This window comes from Streptomyces sp. S07_1.15, assembly GCF_020739505.1.
GTDB lineage: Bacteria > Actinomycetota > Actinomycetes > Streptomycetales > Streptomycetaceae > Streptomyces > Streptomyces xinghaiensis.
In genome coordinates this window covers 6,931,701-6,949,190 of sequence record NZ_JAJBZK010000001.1, presented here as the reverse complement: position 1 = coordinate 6,949,190, position 17,490 = coordinate 6,931,701, and the positions used below count along the sequence as shown (strand labels likewise).

At 74.1% G+C, this 17,490-nt stretch carries 18 protein-coding genes and 1 pseudogene; 14 read left to right on the top strand and 5 right to left on the bottom strand.

Annotated elements, in window-relative coordinates:
- Complete coding sequence (locus LIX60_RS29890; RefSeq protein WP_227962394.1) at positions 1–618, top strand: DUF6817 domain-containing protein; 618 nt, start codon at positions 1–3, stop codon at positions 616–618.
- A 168-nt stretch (positions 619–786) separates the two neighbouring features.
- Here the strand turns inward: LIX60_RS29890 and LIX60_RS29885 are convergent, their stop codons facing one another.
- Positions 787–1,632 (bottom strand): endonuclease I family protein, encoded by an 846-nt coding sequence (locus tag LIX60_RS29885; protein WP_227962392.1) that lies wholly within the window; start codon positions 1,630–1,632, stop codon positions 787–789.
- Between the two features lie 427 nt (positions 1,633–2,059).
- Here LIX60_RS29885 and LIX60_RS29880 point away from each other — a divergent pair, with 427 nt between their 5' ends.
- The 3 genes from LIX60_RS29880 to LIX60_RS29870 are packed head-to-tail and all read left to right on the top strand — an operon-like array spanning position 2,060 to position 5,342.
- Positions 2,060–3,271, top strand: a complete 1,212-nt coding sequence (locus tag LIX60_RS29880; RefSeq protein WP_227962974.1) for a PP2C family protein-serine/threonine phosphatase — start codon at positions 2,060–2,062, stop codon at positions 3,269–3,271.
- A complete protein-coding gene (locus LIX60_RS29875) occupies positions 3,253–4,911 on the top strand; it encodes a CHASE3 domain-containing protein (protein WP_374117945.1) in 1,659 nt (552 codons plus the stop codon). The genes LIX60_RS29880 and LIX60_RS29875 overlap by 19 nt, the downstream gene beginning before the upstream one ends.
- Positions 4,908–5,342, top strand: a complete 435-nt coding sequence (locus tag LIX60_RS29870) for a response regulator (RefSeq protein WP_227962389.1) — start codon at positions 4,908–4,910, stop codon at positions 5,340–5,342. The genes LIX60_RS29875 and LIX60_RS29870 overlap by 4 nt, the downstream gene beginning before the upstream one ends.
- A 48-nt stretch (positions 5,343–5,390) precedes the next feature.
- Here the strand turns inward: LIX60_RS29870 and LIX60_RS29865 are convergent, their stop codons facing one another.
- Positions 5,391–6,245 (bottom strand): NAD(P)H-dependent oxidoreductase, encoded by an 855-nt coding sequence (locus LIX60_RS29865; protein ID WP_227962385.1) that lies wholly within the window; start codon positions 6,243–6,245, stop codon positions 5,391–5,393.
- Between the two features lie 129 nt (positions 6,246–6,374).
- On the opposite strand from LIX60_RS29865, the gene LIX60_RS29860 reads away from it, so the two are divergent.
- Positions 6,375–7,358 (top strand): GlxA family transcriptional regulator, encoded by a 984-nt coding sequence (locus LIX60_RS29860; protein ID WP_227962379.1) that lies wholly within the window; start codon positions 6,375–6,377, stop codon positions 7,356–7,358.
- 174 nt (positions 7,359–7,532) lie between these two features.
- Positions 7,533–8,237, top strand: coding sequence for an NADPH-dependent F420 reductase (locus LIX60_RS29855; protein WP_227962378.1), 705 nt, complete (start codon positions 7,533–7,535; stop codon positions 8,235–8,237).
- Between the two features lie 28 nt (positions 8,238–8,265).
- Here the strand turns inward: LIX60_RS29855 and LIX60_RS29850 are convergent, their stop codons facing one another.
- Entirely contained in the window at positions 8,266–9,480 is a 1,215-nt protein-coding gene (locus LIX60_RS29850) for a phosphatidylserine/phosphatidylglycerophosphate/cardiolipin synthase family protein (protein ID WP_227962377.1), read from the bottom strand.
- A gap of 226 nt (positions 9,481–9,706) precedes the next feature.
- Here LIX60_RS29850 and LIX60_RS29845 point away from each other — a divergent pair, with 226 nt between their 5' ends.
- The 4 genes from LIX60_RS29845 (at position 9,707) to LIX60_RS29830 (ending at position 11,860) form a co-directional block, all read left to right on the top strand.
- On the top strand, positions 9,707–9,934 hold the full coding sequence (locus LIX60_RS29845; RefSeq protein ID WP_227962376.1) for a hypothetical protein: 228 nt from the start codon (positions 9,707–9,709) through the stop codon (positions 9,932–9,934).
- Positions 9,935–10,406: 472 nt separating this feature from the next.
- The gene (locus LIX60_RS29840) at positions 10,407–10,658 is read left to right on the top strand and encodes a hypothetical protein (RefSeq protein WP_227962374.1); all 252 of its coding nucleotides are present in this window, start codon (positions 10,407–10,409) and stop codon (positions 10,656–10,658) included.
- 135 nt (positions 10,659–10,793) lie between these two features.
- Entirely contained in the window at positions 10,794–10,961 is a 168-nt protein-coding gene (locus LIX60_RS29835) for a hypothetical protein (RefSeq protein WP_227962372.1), read from the top strand.
- Between the two features lie 77 nt (positions 10,962–11,038).
- Positions 11,039–11,860, top strand: a complete 822-nt coding sequence (locus LIX60_RS29830) for an SDR family oxidoreductase (RefSeq protein ID WP_227962370.1) — start codon at positions 11,039–11,041, stop codon at positions 11,858–11,860.
- Between the two features lie 4 nt (positions 11,861–11,864).
- Here the strand turns inward: LIX60_RS29830 and LIX60_RS29825 are convergent.
- A pseudogene (locus LIX60_RS29825) lies at positions 11,865–12,086 on the bottom strand (hypothetical protein); the annotation flags it as partial.
- A gap of 146 nt (positions 12,087–12,232) precedes the next feature.
- Here LIX60_RS29825 and LIX60_RS29820 point away from each other — a divergent pair.
- Positions 12,233–12,781, top strand: coding sequence for a DUF6098 family protein (locus tag LIX60_RS29820; protein WP_308101950.1), 549 nt, complete (start codon positions 12,233–12,235; stop codon positions 12,779–12,781).
- A gap of 9 nt (positions 12,782–12,790) precedes the next feature.
- Positions 12,791–13,546: a ZIP family metal transporter gene (locus LIX60_RS29815; protein WP_227962366.1), complete on the top strand. Its 756-nt coding sequence runs from the start codon at positions 12,791–12,793 to the stop codon at positions 13,544–13,546.
- Positions 13,547–13,612: 66 nt separating this feature from the next.
- Here LIX60_RS29815 and LIX60_RS29810 read toward each other — a convergent pair whose 3' ends face one another.
- Positions 13,613–14,953 carry an acyltransferase family protein gene (locus LIX60_RS29810; RefSeq protein WP_227962364.1) on the bottom strand — a complete coding sequence of 447 codons (1,341 nt, stop codon included), beginning with the start codon at positions 14,951–14,953 and terminating at the stop codon, positions 13,613–13,615.
- 261 nt (positions 14,954–15,214) lie between these two features.
- Here LIX60_RS29810 and LIX60_RS29805 point away from each other — a divergent pair, with 261 nt between their 5' ends.
- Together LIX60_RS29805 and LIX60_RS29800 are read left to right on the top strand one after the other, a co-directional pair.
- On the top strand, positions 15,215–15,682 hold the full coding sequence (locus tag LIX60_RS29805) for a PPOX class F420-dependent oxidoreductase (RefSeq protein ID WP_227962362.1): 468 nt from the start codon (positions 15,215–15,217) through the stop codon (positions 15,680–15,682).
- Positions 15,683–15,838: 156 nt separating this feature from the next.
- Positions 15,839–16,186, top strand: coding sequence for a hypothetical protein (locus tag LIX60_RS29800; protein WP_227962360.1), 348 nt, complete (start codon positions 15,839–15,841; stop codon positions 16,184–16,186).
- Positions 16,187–17,490 lie beyond the last annotated feature (1,304 nt).

Here is a 17,490-nt window from a genome sequence, read left to right as displayed (position 1 = left end):
ATGCCCGTCCTGAGCGGTGCCACCCATGCGATGACCCTGCTCCGCGCGCTGGGCGCCGGGGAGATCGAGCATCCCGGCGGATCACTGCTGGAGCACGTCCGCCGCGTCGGCGAGCTCCTCGGTGACTGGGACGCCCGGCCCGCGCTGCGGCTCGCCGGACTCTGCCACGCCCTCTACGGGACGGACGGCTTTCCCTCCGCCCTGCTGCCCCTCGCCCGCCGCCCGCAGCTCGCGGCGGCCATCGGCGCCGAGGCCGAGGCGCTGGTGTACTTCTACGCGAGTTGCGACCGGAAGGCGTCGTATCCGGCGCTCCTGGACGACCCGCCGCTCTTCCGGGACCGGTTCTCCGGCCGGATCCTCCATCCCGGCCCCCAGCGGCTCCGGGACTTCGCGGAGCTGACGGCCGCCAACGAACTGGACATCGCCCGGGTGAGCCCGGAGTTCCGCCGGCAGCGGGGCGGGGAACTGCGGGCGCTCCTCACCCGGCTCCGCCCGCTGCTGAGCGAGGCCGCGTGGACGGAGTGCCGCGCGGTGCTGTTCCGAGCCGGGGCGCACGCCGCTCCGGAGGACGGCCGGACGGCCGGAGGACCGGGGGCCGCAGACGGAGCGCGGGGGTGATGGCGGCTCCGGGCCGCCCCGGCGTCCGCCCCGCCGCGCGGGTTCGGGCGCGGCGGGGCGGACGGGAGCCGGGCCGGGCACGGCCGGGCCGGCGGGGCCCGGCCGGCCCGGAGCGGATCACCGGCCCTCCACCGGCCGGCGGTCCGCGGCGCCACGGGGCGGAACGATTCAGCCCCAGATCTCCCCGGCCCACTCCGGGTGGTCGATGAACGGGTTCCGGTTGTGCTGGAAGTCGGCGTATATGACCTCGTTGCGGTTCTTCTCGAAGGTGTCCGGCGGGTCCTGCTCGTGCCACTCCAGCAGCATGGAGACCCGGCCCATCAGGGGATTCGACCCGTTGCCCACCCGGTCGTTGAGTTCGAGGTCCGCGAAGCCGTCACCGCCCTCGTACCGCACCGCCATATAGAAGATCATCCGGGCCACGTCGCCCTTGACCCGGTCGCGCGGCTCCCAGGAGTCGCTGTCGGTGTAGTTGCCGGGGGCCTCGCCGACCTCGGAGCCGCCCTCGTCGAAGTCCTTGTTGCCGCGCGCGCTGTTGACGGTGACATCGGTCGGGCGGAGGTGGTGGATGTCGGTGCCCGGGCCCGTCGCGGTACCGAAGTCCCCGTGCGACTTGGCCCAGACGTGCTCGCGGTTCCACTCGTCGGCGGCGCCGCCGTTCTCGGACTTGCTCTGTGAGCGTCCGCTGTAGAGCAGCACCACCCGGGACGGGTCGGCCGGGTCCTCGTCGGTGGCCTTCAGCGCGTCCCAGACCTGGGAGTAGGACAGCTTCGTCTGCTCGCTGACGATGCCGTGCAGCGCGTCCTTGAGCGCGGGGCCGGTCCGGCCGAGCGCGTCCTGGTAGTACGAGTCGTCGTACGCGGTGCCGCCGGCCGCCGTGAGCGGGGCGGCGGCACCGGTGCCGGGGCCGGCGGGGGCGACGGCCGCGGTGGCGTGGGGGGCCACGAGGGCGATCGAGAGGCCGCCGGCCAGCAGCGCCAGCTGCTTCCAGCGGGTGACACGGGTGGGGGACATATCCGGTCCTCTGCTCGGGGTCCGTGCCGGCCGCCGATGCGCAACGCGCGTAGACTTCCGACACGCCCGAACCTGCGTTCGGGTGCCCAGGAGTCTCCTCGTGATAGATCACTATGGCGTGAACATGGCGGGGAGATCCGGCGAAGAGGGTGCGACCACGGAGCCCCCATCACCCCGGGCCCTCGCCACCGACACGAACCGCCGGGGTCACCATCTGTGCATGCCCGGCGAAACCCGAATATGGAAAAAATCACACATAATGCGCTAAAGAGGACACCTTCCTGGTGGCAAGGTGGACCGGACAGTATTGTCCAGCAGACATAGAGGCAGCCCGGCTGGGCGGAGGGTGGGGGTTGTGAGCGGTACGAAGGATGTGCCGAGTCCTCGTCCGGAGCCCGGCAACGGCGCGGGCGGCGTGACGACCGACATGCTCGGCACCGCCGGGATGTCGCGGCCGCGCTGGCGCGGGGACCCGGAGTCCCTCCTCCTGGTGGAGGACGACGCGGGCGACGCCCTGCTCGTCGAGGAGCTTCTCGCCGACAGCGACATCCGCACCGAGCTGACGTGGGTGCGGTCCCTGGCCGAGGCCCAGGAGTGGCTGGCCGGGGCGCGGTTGATGCCGGGCTGCATCCTGCTCGACCTGCACCTCCCGGACGCCGACGGGGTGACCGCCGTCACCAGGATCCTCAACGCCGCCCCGAGCACGGCCGTCGTGGTCCTGACCGGCCGCGCCGAGGGCGAGGCCGGCCTCGCCGCCGTGGCCGCGGGCGCCCAGGACTACCTGGTCAAGGGCGCGCTGGAGTCCGAGCTCTTCGGCCGCGCCATCCGCTACGCCGTCCAGCGCAAGCAGGTCGAGCAGACCGCGGCGGATCTGCAGGCCGGCCGGCTCCGGGCGCAGGAGAACGCCCGCCTGGAGCGCGGTCTGCTGCCCACGCCGCTGCTGCACACCGACGACCTCACCATCGCGGCCCGCTACGAACCCGGCCGCGCCCAGGCCCTCCTCGGCGGCGACTTCTACGACGTGGTGCAGACGCCGGACGGCACCGTGCGCGCCGTGATCGGTGACGTCTCGGGGCACGGCGCCGCGGAGGCGGCCCTGGGCGTCTGCCTGCGCGTGGCCTGGCGGACGGCCGTGCTGTGCGGCACCGAGGGCAGCGACCTGGCGGAACTCCTGGAGAAGATCACCGTCGCGGAGCGGGCCGACTCCCCCGTCTTCGTCACCTTCACCTCGCTCACACTCCCGCCCGACCGGGGCAGCCTGCGCGTGGTCCGCGCCGGCCACCCGGGCCTGCTGATCCGCACCCGGGGCGAGGTGGAGCTGGTGGAGCCGCCGGGCGGGCCCGCGCTGGGCCTGGGTCTGGGCACGGTCGGCTGGCCGGAGACCGAACTCCCGCTGCCCGACGAGGCCGAGGTGGTCATGTTCACGGACGGGCTGTTCGAGGGACGGACCGGTCCCGGCCGCGAACGCCTCGGCGAGGACGGGCTCTGCGAGCTCGCGGCGGGCGAGGCCTGCGCGGGTCTCGGCCCGCAGGACTTCGTGGACGCCCTGGTGGACGGGGCGGAGCTGGCCGCGGCCGACTACGGCGGCCTGGCCGACGACGTCGCGGTCGTCAGCGTCGGATGGAGGAAGCCCCGGTGACCCAGTCGTCCCTTCCCCAGACCCTCCGGCCGGACGGCTCGGCCCTCACGGGCCGCAGGCTGACCGTGCAGGGCTGGTTCCAGCTGATCCTCTCGCTCATGCTGCTGTTCGTCCTGGGCGGCGCCGTCGTCGGAGCGCAGCTGCTGTCGAGCACCGTGCGGCAGTCCAACGACCTGGTCGAGCGCATCCAGCCGGCCCGCGCCGAGATGTACCAGCTCCAGAGCGCCCTGCTCAACCAGGAGACGGGGGTCCGCGGCTACGTCCTCACCGGGGACGAGCAGTTCCTCGAGCCCTACACCGACGGCCGGGCCCAGGAGCGGAGGTCCGTCGCACGGCTGCGGTCGCTCGTCGGGCCGGACCGCGCGATGTCCGAGGACCTCTCCGCCGTCGAACAGGCCGCCCGCGACTGGCGTTCCGCCCACGCCGTGCCGCTCATGGAGCGCACCCGCTCCGGGGAGCGGGCGACCGGCGACACCCCGGCGCTGGAGAGCAGCAGGGAGTCCTTCGACGCGCTGCGGGCGCTGTTCGTCGAACAGAACAAGCACATAGCCGAGGCCAAGGCCGAGGCCCGTGCCGAGCTCATCTCCACCCGCACCACCCGCGACTGGGTCTACGGGCTGATGATCATCAGCTTCGTGCTGGCCGCCATCGCCCTGACGGTGCTGCTGCGCCGCACGGTGGGCGGACCGCTGCTGGCCCTGCGGAAGTCGTCCCAGCGGGTCGCCGACGGGGAATTCGACCACCGCATCAGCGCGGCCGGGCCCGCCGACGTGCGCGCCGTCGCCCTGGCCGTGGAGGCCATGCGGCACCGGATCACGGAGGAGCTGGAGGCCACCCGGAACCGCGAGGCCCGGCTCACCCAGCAGACCGGCGACCTCGACGCCCAGGCCGTCGAGCTGCGGCGCTCCAACGCCGAGCTGGAGCAGTTCGCCTATGTGGCCTCGCACGATCTGCAGGAACCGCTGCGGAAGGTGGCCTCCTTCTGCCAGCTGCTGGAGAAACGGTATGGCGACGAACTGGACGAGCGCGGCAAGCAGTACATCGCCTTCGCCGTCGACGGGGCGAAGCGGATGCAGATCCTCATCAACGATCTGCTGACCTTCTCCCGGGTGGGCCGGGTCAACGACGACCGCAGGCCCGTGCCGCTCGACGAGACGCTGGACCGCGCCCTGGCGAACCTCTCGACCGCGATCGAGGAGTCCGGCGCCCGCGTCGAGCGCCCGGAGACGCTGCCCGAGGTGACGGGCGACCCCACCACCCTGGCGATGCTCTGGCAGAACCTCGTCGGCAACGCCGTGAAGTTCCGCTCCCCCGACCGCGTCCCCGAGGTGACCATCACCGCCGAGCAGTCCGGGGAGGACGGGGAGGACGGGGAGTGGCGGTTCTGCGTGACCGACAACGGGATCGGCATCCCGCCGGAGTTCAGCGAGAAGGTCTTCATCATCTTCCAGCGGCTGCACGGCCGGGAGACGTACACCGGAACCGGCATCGGTCTGGCACTCTGCAAGAAGATCGTCGAGCATCATGGCGGTCGGATCACCCTGGACACCGACCGGGCCGAGGGCACCCGCATCTGCTTCACGCTGCCCGGCCGGACGGTTCCGCACTCCGTCACCGCCCACGAGGAAGCCACCACATGAACACCCCGCGCCCGATCGAGGTCCTGCTCGTCGAGGACGACCCCGGCGACGTCCTGATGACCCGCGAGGCCTTCGAGGACAAGATCGGCAACACCCTGCACGTCGTCCAGGACGGTGAGGAGGCGCTGGACTTCCTGTACCAGCGCGGCGCCCACACCGGGGCGCCCCGGCCCGACCTGATCCTGCTGGACCTCAACCTCCCCAAGTACGACGGGCGGCAGGTCCTGGAGCAGGTCAAGTCGGACTCGGAGCTGTCCACCATCCCGGTGGTGGTCCTGACCACCTCCGCGGCCGAGGAGGACATCCTCCGCAGCTACAAGCTGCACGCCAACGCGTACGTCACCAAGCCGGTGGACCTCGACGCGTTCATCTCGGCGATCCGGCAGATCGACGAGTTCTTCCTGACGGTGGTCCGGCTGCCGAACCGCTGACCGCCCCCGCCCCGTTCACCGCTCCCCCGCCCCTCTCACCCGTCCCGCTCAGCGGTCCCCGGCGTCGGCGCCGGCCCCTGCCCCGGCACCGCAGGGCACACGGCCGCCGTCCCGGCCGGCCGGGGCCCTCGCGGCGAGATGGGCCGCCGTCCCCGTGCGCCCGGGGGCGACGTCCCCGCGCAGCACGGAGTCCCGGTCGTACTCCCCGCCCGCCTCACGGCGGAACGGGATCGGCGCGGTGTCCGGCAGGGTGCGCAGCCGTTCGCGCAGCCCGGCGGCGGCGGCCGCGTACCCGGCGGGGTCCAGGCGGTCCGCGTCGTACACGGCGAAAGGCGGGACGGCTTCCATGCCCGTGTACCAGAACGTGCCGTGGTGCAGCGGGAAGAGCAGGCTGTCGAGGTCACCGTTGATGCCGCGGGGGCCGAAGGCCGGCGCGGCGCCGCCGGTGGTGACGACGGCCATCGCGCGCCGGCCGGCGAGGCCGCCGTCGCCGTAGCGCAGGGTGCGGCCGCCGTCCGCCGGGTCCTTGACGCCGTAGGCGAAGCCCTTGACGAAGACCCGGTCGAACCAGCCCTTGAGGATCGCCGGCGGGCCGAACCACCAGAGCGGGAACTGCACGATCAGGGTGTCGGCCCAGCGGATCTTCTCCTGTTCGGCGCGGATGTCGGCGCTCAGCCGCCCGGAGAGATGGGCCGCCTTGGAGGCGGTGGAGACGACCAGGCGGCGGGCCGGCTCGTGGTCCGGGAAATCGCCGCGGTCGACGACGGGATCCCAGCCCATGGCGTAGAGGTCGCTCTGCCGGTGTTCATGACCGGACTCGCGCAGGGCGCGGAGGCCCTCGTCGCGGAGAGCGGCGCTCAGGGAGCGCGGTTCGGGGTGGGCGTGGATCCACAGCACGCGCATGTGACGGTCCCTTCCTGGGTCCTGCGGGTCTCGGCCGGGGCGGGTCCGCTCTGGCCGCTGTGGAGATTCTTCGGGCCGGGCGCCGCCGGAACGAGTGGCCGGACGGCCGGTATGTGCAAGGATCGCGCCATGGCCGTCTTCCGGTACCCGGACCGTCATCCGGTCGCCGTCCTCGTCCGGCACGGGCTGATTCCCATGGAACTCGGCGTGGTGCACCAGTTGTTCGGGCGGGCCCGGTCGGCGGACGGGGAACCGCTGTACGAGGTGGTGACCTGTGCGCCCGAGCCGGGCGACATCCGCACGGACGCCGACTTCCCGGTCCGGGTCGGCTGTGGTCCCGAGACGCTGGGCGAGGCCCGCACCGTGATCGTCCCGGCCGCGCGGGGCGACGACGAGGTGCACGCCACCGGACACCTCTCCCCGGCCACCGCCGCGGCCCTGGCCGGGATCCGGCCCGGGACGCGGATCGCCTCCGTGTGCACCGGCGCCTTCGTGCTCGCCGCCGCCGGACTGCTGAAGGGCCGCCCGGCGACGACCCATTGGAAGTCCGCGGCGCGGTTCCGGGAACTCTTCCCGGATGTCGTCCTCGATCCCTGCGTGCTCTACACCGACGACGGGGACGTCCTGACCTCGGCGGGCGAGGCGGCGGGCATCGATCTGTGCCTCCACATGATCCGCCGCGACCACGGTGCGGCGGTGGCGGCCTCGCTCGCCCGGCACACCGTCGTACCGCCGCACCGCGAGGGCGGCCAGGCCCAGTACGTGCCGCGCCCCGTCCCGGAACCGCGGCTCTCCTCCACGGCGCCGGCCCGGGCCTGGGCCGAGGAACAGCTCGGCCGGCCGATCGCGCTCCACGAGCTGGCCGCGCGCTCCTCGATGAGCGTGCGGACGTTCAGCCGCCGGTTCCGGGAGGAGACCGGGCTGACCCCGGTGCAGTGGCTGACGGGGCGCCGCGTGGAGCGGGCCCGGGAGCTGCTGGAGGAGACGGATTGGCCGGTGGACCGGATCGCGGCGGAGGCGGGCTTCGGTACGGGCGCCTCACTGCGGCAGCATCTGCGGGCCGCGCTGGGTGTCTCGCCGAGCGCCTACCGCGCCACCTTCCGGGTCCCCTGATCCGCCGCCGCCCTCGCGTCCGCGGAGCGGTCGGCGCGCCGGCGGCGGGTAAGCCGGGCGGGATGGGCGGGAGCGGCGCAAGGCACCGGGGCCCCTCAAGAGGCCGGAGAGGCCGGAGAGGCCCGAGAGGCCGGTGGGCCAGGTTTCCTGGCACGGGGCACGGGCACTCCGGGCATGAGGCACGTGCTCGTCCGCGTGCCGGCGGAGCGAAGCGACCAGCGAGAGCCCGCGAGAGAGGGACACGCTATGCGGATCGGAATCATCGGCGCCGGGCACATCGGTTCCGCCCTGGCCCAGCACTTCACCCGGGTCGGCTACGAGGTGGCCGTCAGCAACTCCCGGGGCCCGGACACCCTCCGGGACCTGGTGGCGGAGCTCGGCCCCCGGGCCCGGGCCCTGACGGCCGAGGAGACCGCGCGCTTCGGCGACGTCGTCGTGGTGTCCATCCCGTTCGGGAGGTACCACGAGCTGCCGTCCGACTCGCTCAGCAGGAAGATCGTCATCGACACCTGCAACTACTTCCCGGAGCGGGACGGGCACGACCCCGATCTCGACCGGGACCGCATCACCTCCAGCCAGAAGATCCGCGCCCACACCGGGTCCAATCTGGTGAAGGCGTTCAACGCCGTCTACTGGGAGAACCTGCGGGCGGGCAGCCGTCCCAAGGGCGCGCCGGACCGGCTCGCCATCCCCGTCTCGGGCAGTGACGAGGACGCCAAGGCCGTGGTCGCGGGCCTGATCCGGGACATCGGCTTCGACCCGGTCGACGCCGGGAACCTCGGCCAGGGCGGCCGCCGGCACCAGCCCGGCACCAGGGTCTTCGGGGCGAAGCTGACGGCCGAGGAGATGAGCGGGCTCTTCCACGCGGTCCGCCGCTGAACGACCCGGGGCCGAGGGCCGTCCCGGGTCAGAGGAAGCGGCGGAGGGGGGCGGTCAGCGCCTCCCGCGCCCGCTGGGCGACGGGCCGCCTCTTCCAGCGGCCGGCCACCATGCGTTCGCTCACCTTCAGGTCCTCGTCGAAGTCGGCGTTCAGCCGGCCGGTGAAGGTCTCGTCGAGCACGGTGAGCATCACTTCCTCGTCGTGTTCGAGGGAGCGGCGGTTGAAGTTGGTGGAGCCGGTCAGGGAGGCGACCCCGTCGACGGTGATCACCTTGGCGTGCATCATCGTCGGCTGGTACTGCCAGATCCGCACTCCGCAGGCCAGCAGATCCTCGTAGTAGCGCTGGCCGGCGAGCTGGCACACCCGCTGGTCGGTGTGCGGACCGGGCAGCAGGATGTCGATCGCGACCCCGCGCCGGGCGGCGGCGCACAGCAGGTCGACGAAGTACTCGTCCGGGGCGAAGTAGGCCGTGGCCAGCCGGACGTGCTCCTCCGCCGACTCCAGGACCACCCGGATCAGGGTCTGCATGTCCTGCCAGCCGTAACTCGCGGAGCCGCGCACGACCTGCACCACCGCGTCACCCGGCGCGTCCTGCGCGGTGAACCGGTCGCGCTCGTCGAAGAGCAGGTCGTGGCACTCGGCCCAGTTCTGGGAGAAGGCCGCGGCGATGCCGTCCACGGCGGGGCCGGCGATCCGCACGTGGGTGTCGCGCCACTCGTTCTCGTTGCGGGCGTCGCCGCACCACTCCTCGGCGATGCCCACGCCGCCGGTGAACGCGGTCCGCTCGTCGACGATCAGGGCCTTGCGGTGGCAGCGGTGGTTCTGCTTGAACGGCGAGATCCACAGCGGCTTGCGGAACCAGGCCACCTGCGCGCCCGCCTCGTCCATCATCTCCAGGAGGTCCTTCTCGATGGGCCGGCTGCCGAACCCGTCGAGCAGCAGCCGCACCCGCACACCGGCCCGGGCCCGCTCGGAGAGCGCCTCGGCGAACTGGCGGGCGATCTCCCCGCGCCAGTAGACGAACGTCATCATGTCGACGGTGTGCTCCGCGGAGCGGATGGCCTCCAGCATCGCCGGGAAGATCCGGTCACCGTTGCGCAGCGGGACGAGCTCGTTGCCCTCGGTGGCGGCGATGCCCAGCAGCCGCTCCAGCCTGCGGCGTATCCGCTGCTTGCGGTCCGCCGTCCCGCCGTTCTCCCCGGCGGGGAGTGCGGGCTCGGGTCTGTCCTGGACGGTGCTCATCGTGTGGCCTCGGTGCTGGTCGGGGGCCGGGGGTTCCAGCCGACTGTACCGAACAGCTGCCCGAATCCGGCCGGTCCAATACGGGCGGCCCGCCATTCGCGGTCCCGCCGGATACCGCCGCGGCGTGAGCCGGGACCGGCCCGTTCCGCCGCCCGGCCCTACCGTTCGCGGGTGATGTCGTGCCGTGTTGCTGCGCGGCGGGCCGGCCGTTTTGCAGAATGGTCCGATGGACAACACCACTTACGGTCAGTGGATGAGCACGGACCAGCCGGGGCTGACGGTACGGCGCGGCCCCGAAGGACTGGTCTGCCTGAGCACCCCGGACGGGGAGTGCGCCACGCTCCGCCATCTGCTGGAGTCGATCGCGGACGGCCTGGCCCGGGGTGAGGGCGCCCTGGAGGGCGTCACCTCCCAGCAGGCCCGGTCCGCGCTCCGGGCCCTGCGCCTCGCCTGACCGGGGGCCGCCGCCGGGCCGCTCCCCCGGTCCGGCGGCGGCCCCGGCTGCGGCTTCCGCCCCCGGAGGCCGGACGGCCCCGGAGGGCCCCGGACGGCCCCACGGCCGGGCTCCGAGCCCGGCCCGGGTCCCGGGGCCCCTGTCCGTGTGCGGACGGGCACGGCGTGCGCGCCCCCCGTCCCACCCGCTTCCCGCCGCGCGTTTCCGCGCCGCCCCCGCGTGCGCCGCGTCGTCCGGCCCGGCGCCCGTCCCGGCCTGCTCACGGCCGGCCCGTGCCCGGCCCGTGCCCGGCCCGCGCTCCCTTCCGGGTCCTCGGCCGAGGCATGGGGCGGCGTGCGGCGGACACCCGTCGGGCAGGGACTGCCACGGGTTCCGGTGATGCGCCGGCGTCCGGGCGGCCCCGGCACAGGCGGGGCGGCAGCGACGGACCGCCGCCCCGTGCCGACAGGGAATCCCGCGGAAAGGATCACATGTGATCACCCAGAAGCATGTCCGGGACCTGCTCGGGTCACCGGACCGGCAGCCCGTACTCGTTCTGCTGGAGGGCCGGGAGCAGGTCGTGCCCGCCGCCGAGCTGGACGGCGACCGCTACCGGGGAGCCGTGGAGATCGTCTCGCGGGACGACCTCGCCGCGCTCATCACGGACGGGGACGACCCCTCCGACCACGAGCTGGCGGAGGTCGCGAGCCGCCTGCAGACCCTGGCGGCCGAGCGCGGTGCCTGACGCACCGGGGACACATGAGTGTCCCGGCCCCGGGTACCCGGGCGCATCACGACGCCGGGTGGCGCGTGCCGGGCCCCGGCCGGGCAGCCACCGGGAGAGCCGGACCGCCAGGACACAGACGCATGAGGAGAACGGATGACCACCCCCGAGGAAAGCCAGGAGAAGACCGCGTCCACCGACGACGTGCTGGACGCGTCCGCGGAGGAGGCGAGGGACCGCACCCGGGACGGGGCGGGCCGCAACATGCGGGAGGCCCTGGAGGAAGCCGGTGTCTCCCCGGAGGACTACCGGGAGGAAGGCTGAGCCCGCGCCCACCGGCGCAGGGCCCGGGCGCCCCGCCGCGGCGGGGTTGGGAGACGGAGTGCGGGTACCCGTCACGCATGAGTGACGACGACCGGCCCCTGGCCGTGGTGACGGGTGCCTCCAGCGGCATCGGATTCGAACTGGCCCGGCAGTTCGCCGCCAACGGCTTCGACCTTCTCATCAACTCCGAGGACGAGCGCCTGGCCGGGGCGGCCGGCCGGCTGCGGTCGGCCGCCCCGGCCGCGGACATCCGCGCGGTCCGGGCCGATCTGCGGACATACGACGGGGTGGAGCAGCTGTACGCGGAGACCGCCGCGGCCGGGCGGCCGGTGAGCGCCGCGGCGCTCAACGCCGGTGTCGGCCGCGGCGGCCCGTTCCTGGAGACGGACCTGGCCGACGAGGCCGAGATCATCGACCTCAACATCTCCTCGACCGTCCATCTGGCGAAGCGGCTGCTGCGCGGCATGGCCGCCCGGGGAGAGGGCCGGCTGCTCATCACCTCCTCCGTCGCCTCGACGATGCCCGGCCCCCACCAGGCCGTCTACAACGCCTCCAAGTCCTTCCTCCAGTCGTTCGCGGAGGCGCTGGCGGACGAGCTGAGGGACACCGGGGTCACGGTCACCTCGGTGATGCCGGGCCCGACGGACACCGATTTCTTCCGCCGCGCCGGCATGGAGGACACCCGGATCGCGCAGGGGCCGAAGGACGATCCGGCGCAGGTGGCCGAGCAGGCCTTCGCCGCGCTGATGAAGGGGAAACCGAAGGCCGTGACGGGCTCGGCGCGGACGAAGGTGCAGGAGGCCGCGAGCGGAGTGCTGCCCGACTCGGTCAAGGCGGCGGCGCACCGGCTGATGGCCCGTCCCGGCTCGGGCACCGGGGAGGGGCCCGGCCGGGGCTGACATGGGTCCGGGCGAGCTGCTGCTTCACCTGCGGGTCCGGGCAGTGCCGGGCGAACTGGTGGCTGAAGAGGATCGCCTCCACCTCGATCCCGTTCATGGTGATGATCCGGCAGCGGGTGTACGGGTCGGTGTGGTCGGGGTCGATCGGTTCCACGTCCAGTTCGCGCCAGGTGCGGAGCTGGCGGTCCAGGGGAATGCCGCGCTGCTCCAGGGGATTGAAGGACATCGGACCTCCGGTTGCGGGGAGTGACGAGAGTGCTGGGTACCCCGGGCTCGTCCCCGCGAAAGGGGGATCGGCGCTGTGTTCCCCGGTCGGCCCAAGGCCGCCGGGCCCGGATTGCCCCGGACTGGCGCCGGGTAACGGATAGCCTCATGGCGTCAGCAGAGCTTCCGGTCCTCACCTCGCTCCACCGGTTGGCGGATCTGGTCGAGCGCGTCGATCCGGTCTTCGTCCGCTGGTCGAGCGGCCCGCGGACGGATCTGCGGGGGCACGGCGGGGTGAGCAGGGACAGCCTGACGGGTGTTCCGCTGGCCGGGCTGTCGGCCAATCCGCTGCGGGTGGAGGCGTGGTGGGGGGACCGGCCGACGCTGCTGTGGGTGGCACGGCGGCTGTACGACTACAGCCATCTGCGGGAGGCCGAGGGACCCCGGGTGCGCCCCTGGGTCCTCACGGGCGAGGAGGCCGGGCGGGGTCCGGACAACGAGCCGCTGGTGGCGCGGGTCCGTCCGGTCGCGTGGATCGCCGCCGAGGTCATCGCGGAGGCACGGGCCGAGGTGGCGCGGCAGCGGGGCCCTTGGGGGCCGCTGCGCAGGCCGCACGACTTCACGGACGGGGGCCCGGCCCGCGCCCCGGGCGATGCTCCCGGCCCGGCGAGGGACAGCGCCCGGCACCGGACCGGCCGGAACGACCGGGGAGAGTGACCGGGCGCCATGCCGCAGGTCCTCGAAGCGGGCTGGTGGGGCCTGGTCGCCGGTTCCGCGCTGCTGATCGGCGCGTTCATCGGCTACACCCTGCGCGTTCCCCGGCTTCTCATCGCCTCGGTGATGGCGTTCGGCGCCGGTGTGCTGCTGTCCGCGGTCTCGTTCGAGCTGCTGGGCGAGGCGTACGGGCTGGCCGGGCCGGCCCCGGCCGTCATCGGCACCGCCGGCGGCGCGGTCGCGTACACCGCGGGCAACGTGGTGCTGGCGCGCCGGGGCGCGCGGCACCGCAAGCGGTCCGGCCACCACCGGCTGCAGCCCTCGGAGGCGGAGCAGGCGGGGTCCGGCCGGGCGCTGGCGCTGGGCGCGCTGCTCGACGGGGTGCCGGAGTCGGCCGTCATCGGGGTGGGCCTGCTGGAGGGCGGGACGGTCGGCCTCGTCACCGTGACGGCGGTCTTCCTCAGCAATCTGCCGGAGGGGCTGTCGAGCGCGGCCGGGATGAGGGAGGCCGGGCGCGGCAAGGGCTATGTGTTCGGTGTGTGGGGCGTGATCGCGGCCGCGAGCGCGGTCTCGGCGGTCCTCGGCTACACGGTGGTGGGCGGCCTGTCCACCGCGGTGGTGGCCGCGGTGACGGCGGTCGCGGCGGGCGCGATGCTGGCGATGATCGCCGACACGATGATCCCGGAGGCGTTCGACCGGGCGCATCTGGCGAGCGGGCTGATCCTGGTGTGCGGCTTCCTGCTGTCCTTCACGCTGTCGCACCTCTGAGCGCCGGCCGGCGCTCACCGGCGGCCGGGGCGTCCCGCTGCCCGCCGCCCCCGCGCCCGGACGGGCTCAGGGTGCCTTCCCGGGTCCGGCTCCCCTTCCCGTTCCCGGCTCGGCGCCGGCGCCCGCCGCCGCTCCGGCCCCGGCGTGTCCGGGCCGGGACCCCGGTGTCCCGGGGGCGGCCGTGCCCTGCGACGGGCCTCCGCCCTCCGGGCGGGTCTCCGGGCCGTCCTCCGCCCCGTCCTCCGTCTCCGTGCCGCCCCGCGCGCCCGTCCCGGGTGCCTTCCGCGCTCCCGGCGGCGTCTCCGGCGCGGCACCGGGCCGGCCGGGGAACGCCCAGTCCAGCTTCGGTTCGACGACCGGGCGGAAGACGCGGCGCACGGGGGGCGAGGTGAGCACCAGGGCGAGGCCGGCACCGAACACCGTGACCAGCAGTTCACCGGCCGGGGTGTGCCAGAACCGCGGCTCGTACCAGCCCTCCCAGGCGGCGGTGCGGATGATCAGACCGTGCAGCAGATACGCCACCAGCGTCCCGGCGCCGAAGGCGGTGAACCAGTGCTGCCGGCGCGGCACCCAGGCGAGGAAGGACGCGGCGAGCAGCAGCGAGCAGACCAGCAGGGCCAGGCTCATGGCGACGCCGGCCGGCCAGTCCGCGCCGAGCTGTTCCCAGGTCTTGCTGCGCACCGCCCACTCGGAGGTGACCCGGTCCCGGGCCCAGTAGGCCGTGACCGCGCCCGCCGCGAACACGGGGAGGGCGACGATCCGCATCCACCGGGACCGGACGAGGTCCCAGTGCTCCGGGCGCATCAGCAGACCGAGCACGAAGAACGGCAGGAACTGCAGGACCCGGTCGAGATTGAGGACGGGGTCCGCGTCGAAGGCCGCGCCGAGCAGGGCGATCACGACGGACAGCGCGATGGCCAGGGACGGGCGGAGCACCAGCCACAGCGGCGCGGTGAGCCGCCAGACGAAGAGGGCGATCAGAAACCAGGTCAGGTACCAGGGGGTCAGCAGGCTGATGTCGTTGCCGCGGTCGTCGACGGCGTTGCCGTAGAGGGTGTAGACGGTCTCGAAGACGGCGTACGGCACGAGGACGGCCGCGACGAGCCGCTGCACCTGCCGGGGCCGGCCGCGGAAGGTGCGCGAGAAATAGCCGGAGAGCAGGATGAAGACCGGCATGTGGAAGGTGTACAGGAAGAAGTAGGCGGCCCAGACGGCGCGGCTGTCCTTGAGCGGCTGCCAGGCGTGGCCCACCACCACCAGCACCATCGCCAGCAGTTTCGCGTTGTCGAAGAAGGGGTCCCGTTCGGAGCCCCCGGAGCCGGGTGCGGCCGTCGGACCGGGCTCGGGCCGGCCGGCCTCCCGCGCGTCCCGGTGGTCCTCCACCGGGGTCTGCGGCACTCCCGACATCCGTGCACCTCCAGCGCTGTGTCTTCCCGCGGTCGGCGGCGGGCCCTTCCCTGCACCGTACAGACCCTCGCGCCGCCGTCCGGCCGTAACGGCGCGGCGGGGCCCGGGGACAGGCCGCGGCACCGGGCGGGAGCGGGGTGCGGGGCGGCCGCGCCGGGGGCTGAGAGCGCGGGCCGGGCCGGTGGGTTCTCCCGCCCGCCGGGTAGGTGAACGTCGCGCGGGGCCCGCCCGGCCCCGTACCGACCGACCTCTGGAGAGAACGTGCCCCGTTCCGTCGCCACCGCCGACCGTGTCAGCCGCGCCGAGCTCCTCGGCTTCCTCCGGCCGCGCCACCACGCGGTCCTGATGACCCGCAAGCGGGACGGCTCGCCTCAGATGTCCCCGCTCACCTGCGGTGTGGACCCGGAGGGCCGTATCGTCATGTCGACTTATCCCGAGCGGGCGAAGGCCCGCAACGCCCGCCGCGACCCGCGGGTCTCGCTGTGCGTCCTCTCGGACGCGTTCAACGGCCCGTATGTGCAGGTCGACGGCACCGCCGAGGTCCTCGACATGCCGGAGGCCCTGGAGCCTCTCGTGGAGTACTTCCGCTGCATCTCCGGCGAGCACCCCGACTGGGACGAGTACCGGGAGGCGATGCGGGTCCAGAACAAGTCGCTGATCCGGGTGACGATCACCGGCTGGGGCCCGGTCGCCACCGGCGGCTTTCCGCCCCGCCTGGCCGACGACTGACCCCCGGCCCTCCCGGCCCGCCCGGCCCGCCCTGGGCACGGCCTCGCCGGACCGGAGCCGTCCCGGACATCCGGGGCGGCTCATCCCGTTTCGGCGGTCAGCCGCCGGGAACCCGGAGGCTTTCCGAGTCCGAACGCCGAACGCAGGAGGCTGCCCATGAGCAAGCACGACGGCGAGGCGCTCCCGCTGGCCGACTACGACGAGTTGCCGGTCGGCGCACTGGAGCACCGCCTCCGCACCCTGGACTCCGCCGAGCTGGAGGTCCTGCGCCACTACGAGCACGAGCACGCCAACCGGACCCGGGTCCTGGAGATGATCAACACCCGTCAGCTCCAGCTGGCCGGTGGCGGCACCCCCTCGCCGGGCGGCGAGGATCTCCGGCAGACGGCGCGGCACACCGCGGGCGGCTCTCCCGTCACACCCGCGACCTCGCCCGAGCCGATCCACCCGCCGCCGCACGGCACCCCCGACCAGCGCGCCAAGCCCAAGGGCAACCGCCCCTAGCGGTCCCCGGGCGACGTGCGCGGGGCGAGGCCTCCGGTGTGACGGAGCTGTCGGGACCACACCGCACCGGAGGCCTCAGCGGCCCACCGTAGTGTCCGGCGCACCCGCCGGGACCGGTTCGAACGGCAGAGGACCCGCGGGAGTGACCGCGCGCACGGTCACCGGCAGCGGCGGGCCCCGCGCGCCCCGCCGCACCCGAGAGCACATCCGCAGCAGCCCCAGGGGGAGGGACACACCAGTGAGCACGCCGACGGACGGGCCGGACGCCGCACCGCGGGGCGGCCGGGTCCTGCTGACCGGCTGGTTCAGCTTTCTGCACGGCGAGGCCACGGTGGGCGACGTGCTGGCGCTGGACCGCGTCCGGGCCGCCCTGGACCGGCGGGGCACCGCGTACGACACCGCCTGGAGCGGCGGCTTCCATCCGCGGGGGCTGCGGCTCGACGCGGCCGATCCCGCCCGTTACCGCGCGGTCGTGTTCATCTGCGGCCCGCTGCACGGGCCGCAGATCGAGGATCTGCACCGGCGCTTCCCGCACTGCCTGCGCATCGCCGTGGGCGTCTCCGTCCTGGACACCGCCGATCCGGCGGTCCGCGGCTTCCACCGGGTACTGGCCCGGGACGCGCCCGGCGCGCCGCCCCGCCGCGACCTGGCCGTCTCCGCGCCCCGCTCCCCCGCCCCGCCCGTCGTCGGCGTGGCGCTCACCCGGGGCCAGGGCGAGTACGGCGGACGGCGGCGGCACGAGGCGGCCGGCGACACCCTCACCGGCTGGCTGAACGGCAAGGACTGCGCGCGGCTCGACGTGGAGACCCGGCTCGACCCCGGCGACTGGCGACTGGCCGCCACCGCCGCCCAGTTCGAGGCCGTCGTCGCGCGGCTCGACGTCCTCGTCACCAACCGGCTGCACGGATTGGTGACCGGCCTGCGCGCCGGTGTGCCCGTGCTCGCCGTCGACGCCGTGGCGGGCGGGGCGAAACTCACCGCCCAGGCACAGGCGTGCGACTGGCCCGCGCTGGTGCCGGTGAAGGAGGCGGACACCGCCGAGCTGGACCGCTGGTGGGGCCTGGTGCCTGGACGAGGGCCGGGAACTCGCCCGGCAGCGGAGCGAGGAATTCCGCGCGGCTCCCGGGACCGGTCTGCTCACCGGCCTCACCGAGGCCCTGGACGGTGCGGCGCGGTGGACGACGCGATGAGCGACACGGACCGGAGGACGGACGACGGGCGGCGCACGGACGGGCGGCGCACGGACGGGCGGCGGAGGCCGGACTCGCGGACCGGGACGGCGCGCGGGGCGGACGGAGCGGGCA

What these genes read in the sequence shown, in the direction of transcription:
- LIX60_RS29890 (WP_227962394.1), top strand. Translation starts at nt 1, where the DNA reads ATGCCCGTCCTGAGCGGTGCCACCCATGCGATGACCCTGCTCCGCGCG.
- LIX60_RS29885 (WP_227962392.1), bottom strand. Translation starts at nt 1,632, where the DNA reads ATGTCCCCCACCCGTGTCACCCGCTGGAAGCAGCTGGCGCTGCTGGCC.
- LIX60_RS29880 (WP_227962974.1), top strand. Translation starts at nt 2,060, where the DNA reads ATGCTCGGCACCGCCGGGATGTCGCGGCCGCGCTGGCGCGGGGACCCG.
- LIX60_RS29875 (WP_374117945.1), top strand. Translation starts at nt 3,253, where the DNA reads ATGGAGGAAGCCCCGGTGACCCAGTCGTCCCTTCCCCAGACCCTCCGG.
- LIX60_RS29870 (WP_227962389.1), top strand. Translation starts at nt 4,908, where the DNA reads ATGAACACCCCGCGCCCGATCGAGGTCCTGCTCGTCGAGGACGACCCC.
- LIX60_RS29865 (WP_227962385.1), bottom strand. Translation starts at nt 6,245, where the DNA reads ATGCGCGTGCTGTGGATCCACGCCCACCCCGAACCGCGCTCCCTGAGC.
- LIX60_RS29860 (WP_227962379.1), top strand. Translation starts at nt 6,375, where the DNA reads ATGGCCGTCTTCCGGTACCCGGACCGTCATCCGGTCGCCGTCCTCGTC.
- LIX60_RS29855 (WP_227962378.1), top strand. Translation starts at nt 7,533, where the DNA reads ATGAGGCACGTGCTCGTCCGCGTGCCGGCGGAGCGAAGCGACCAGCGA.
- LIX60_RS29850 (WP_227962377.1), bottom strand. Translation starts at nt 9,480, where the DNA reads ATGAGCACCGTCCAGGACAGACCCGAGCCCGCACTCCCCGCCGGGGAG.
- LIX60_RS29845 (WP_227962376.1), top strand. Translation starts at nt 9,707, where the DNA reads ATGGACAACACCACTTACGGTCAGTGGATGAGCACGGACCAGCCGGGG.
- LIX60_RS29835 (WP_227962372.1), top strand. Translation starts at nt 10,794, where the DNA reads ATGACCACCCCCGAGGAAAGCCAGGAGAAGACCGCGTCCACCGACGAC.
- LIX60_RS29830 (WP_227962370.1), top strand. Translation starts at nt 11,039, where the DNA reads ATGAGTGACGACGACCGGCCCCTGGCCGTGGTGACGGGTGCCTCCAGC.
- LIX60_RS29820 (WP_308101950.1), top strand. Translation starts at nt 12,233, where the DNA reads ATGGCGTCAGCAGAGCTTCCGGTCCTCACCTCGCTCCACCGGTTGGCG.
- LIX60_RS29815 (WP_227962366.1), top strand. Translation starts at nt 12,791, where the DNA reads ATGCCGCAGGTCCTCGAAGCGGGCTGGTGGGGCCTGGTCGCCGGTTCC.
- LIX60_RS29810 (WP_227962364.1), bottom strand. Translation starts at nt 14,953, where the DNA reads ATGTCGGGAGTGCCGCAGACCCCGGTGGAGGACCACCGGGACGCGCGG.
- LIX60_RS29800 (WP_227962360.1), top strand. Translation starts at nt 15,839, where the DNA reads ATGAGCAAGCACGACGGCGAGGCGCTCCCGCTGGCCGACTACGACGAG.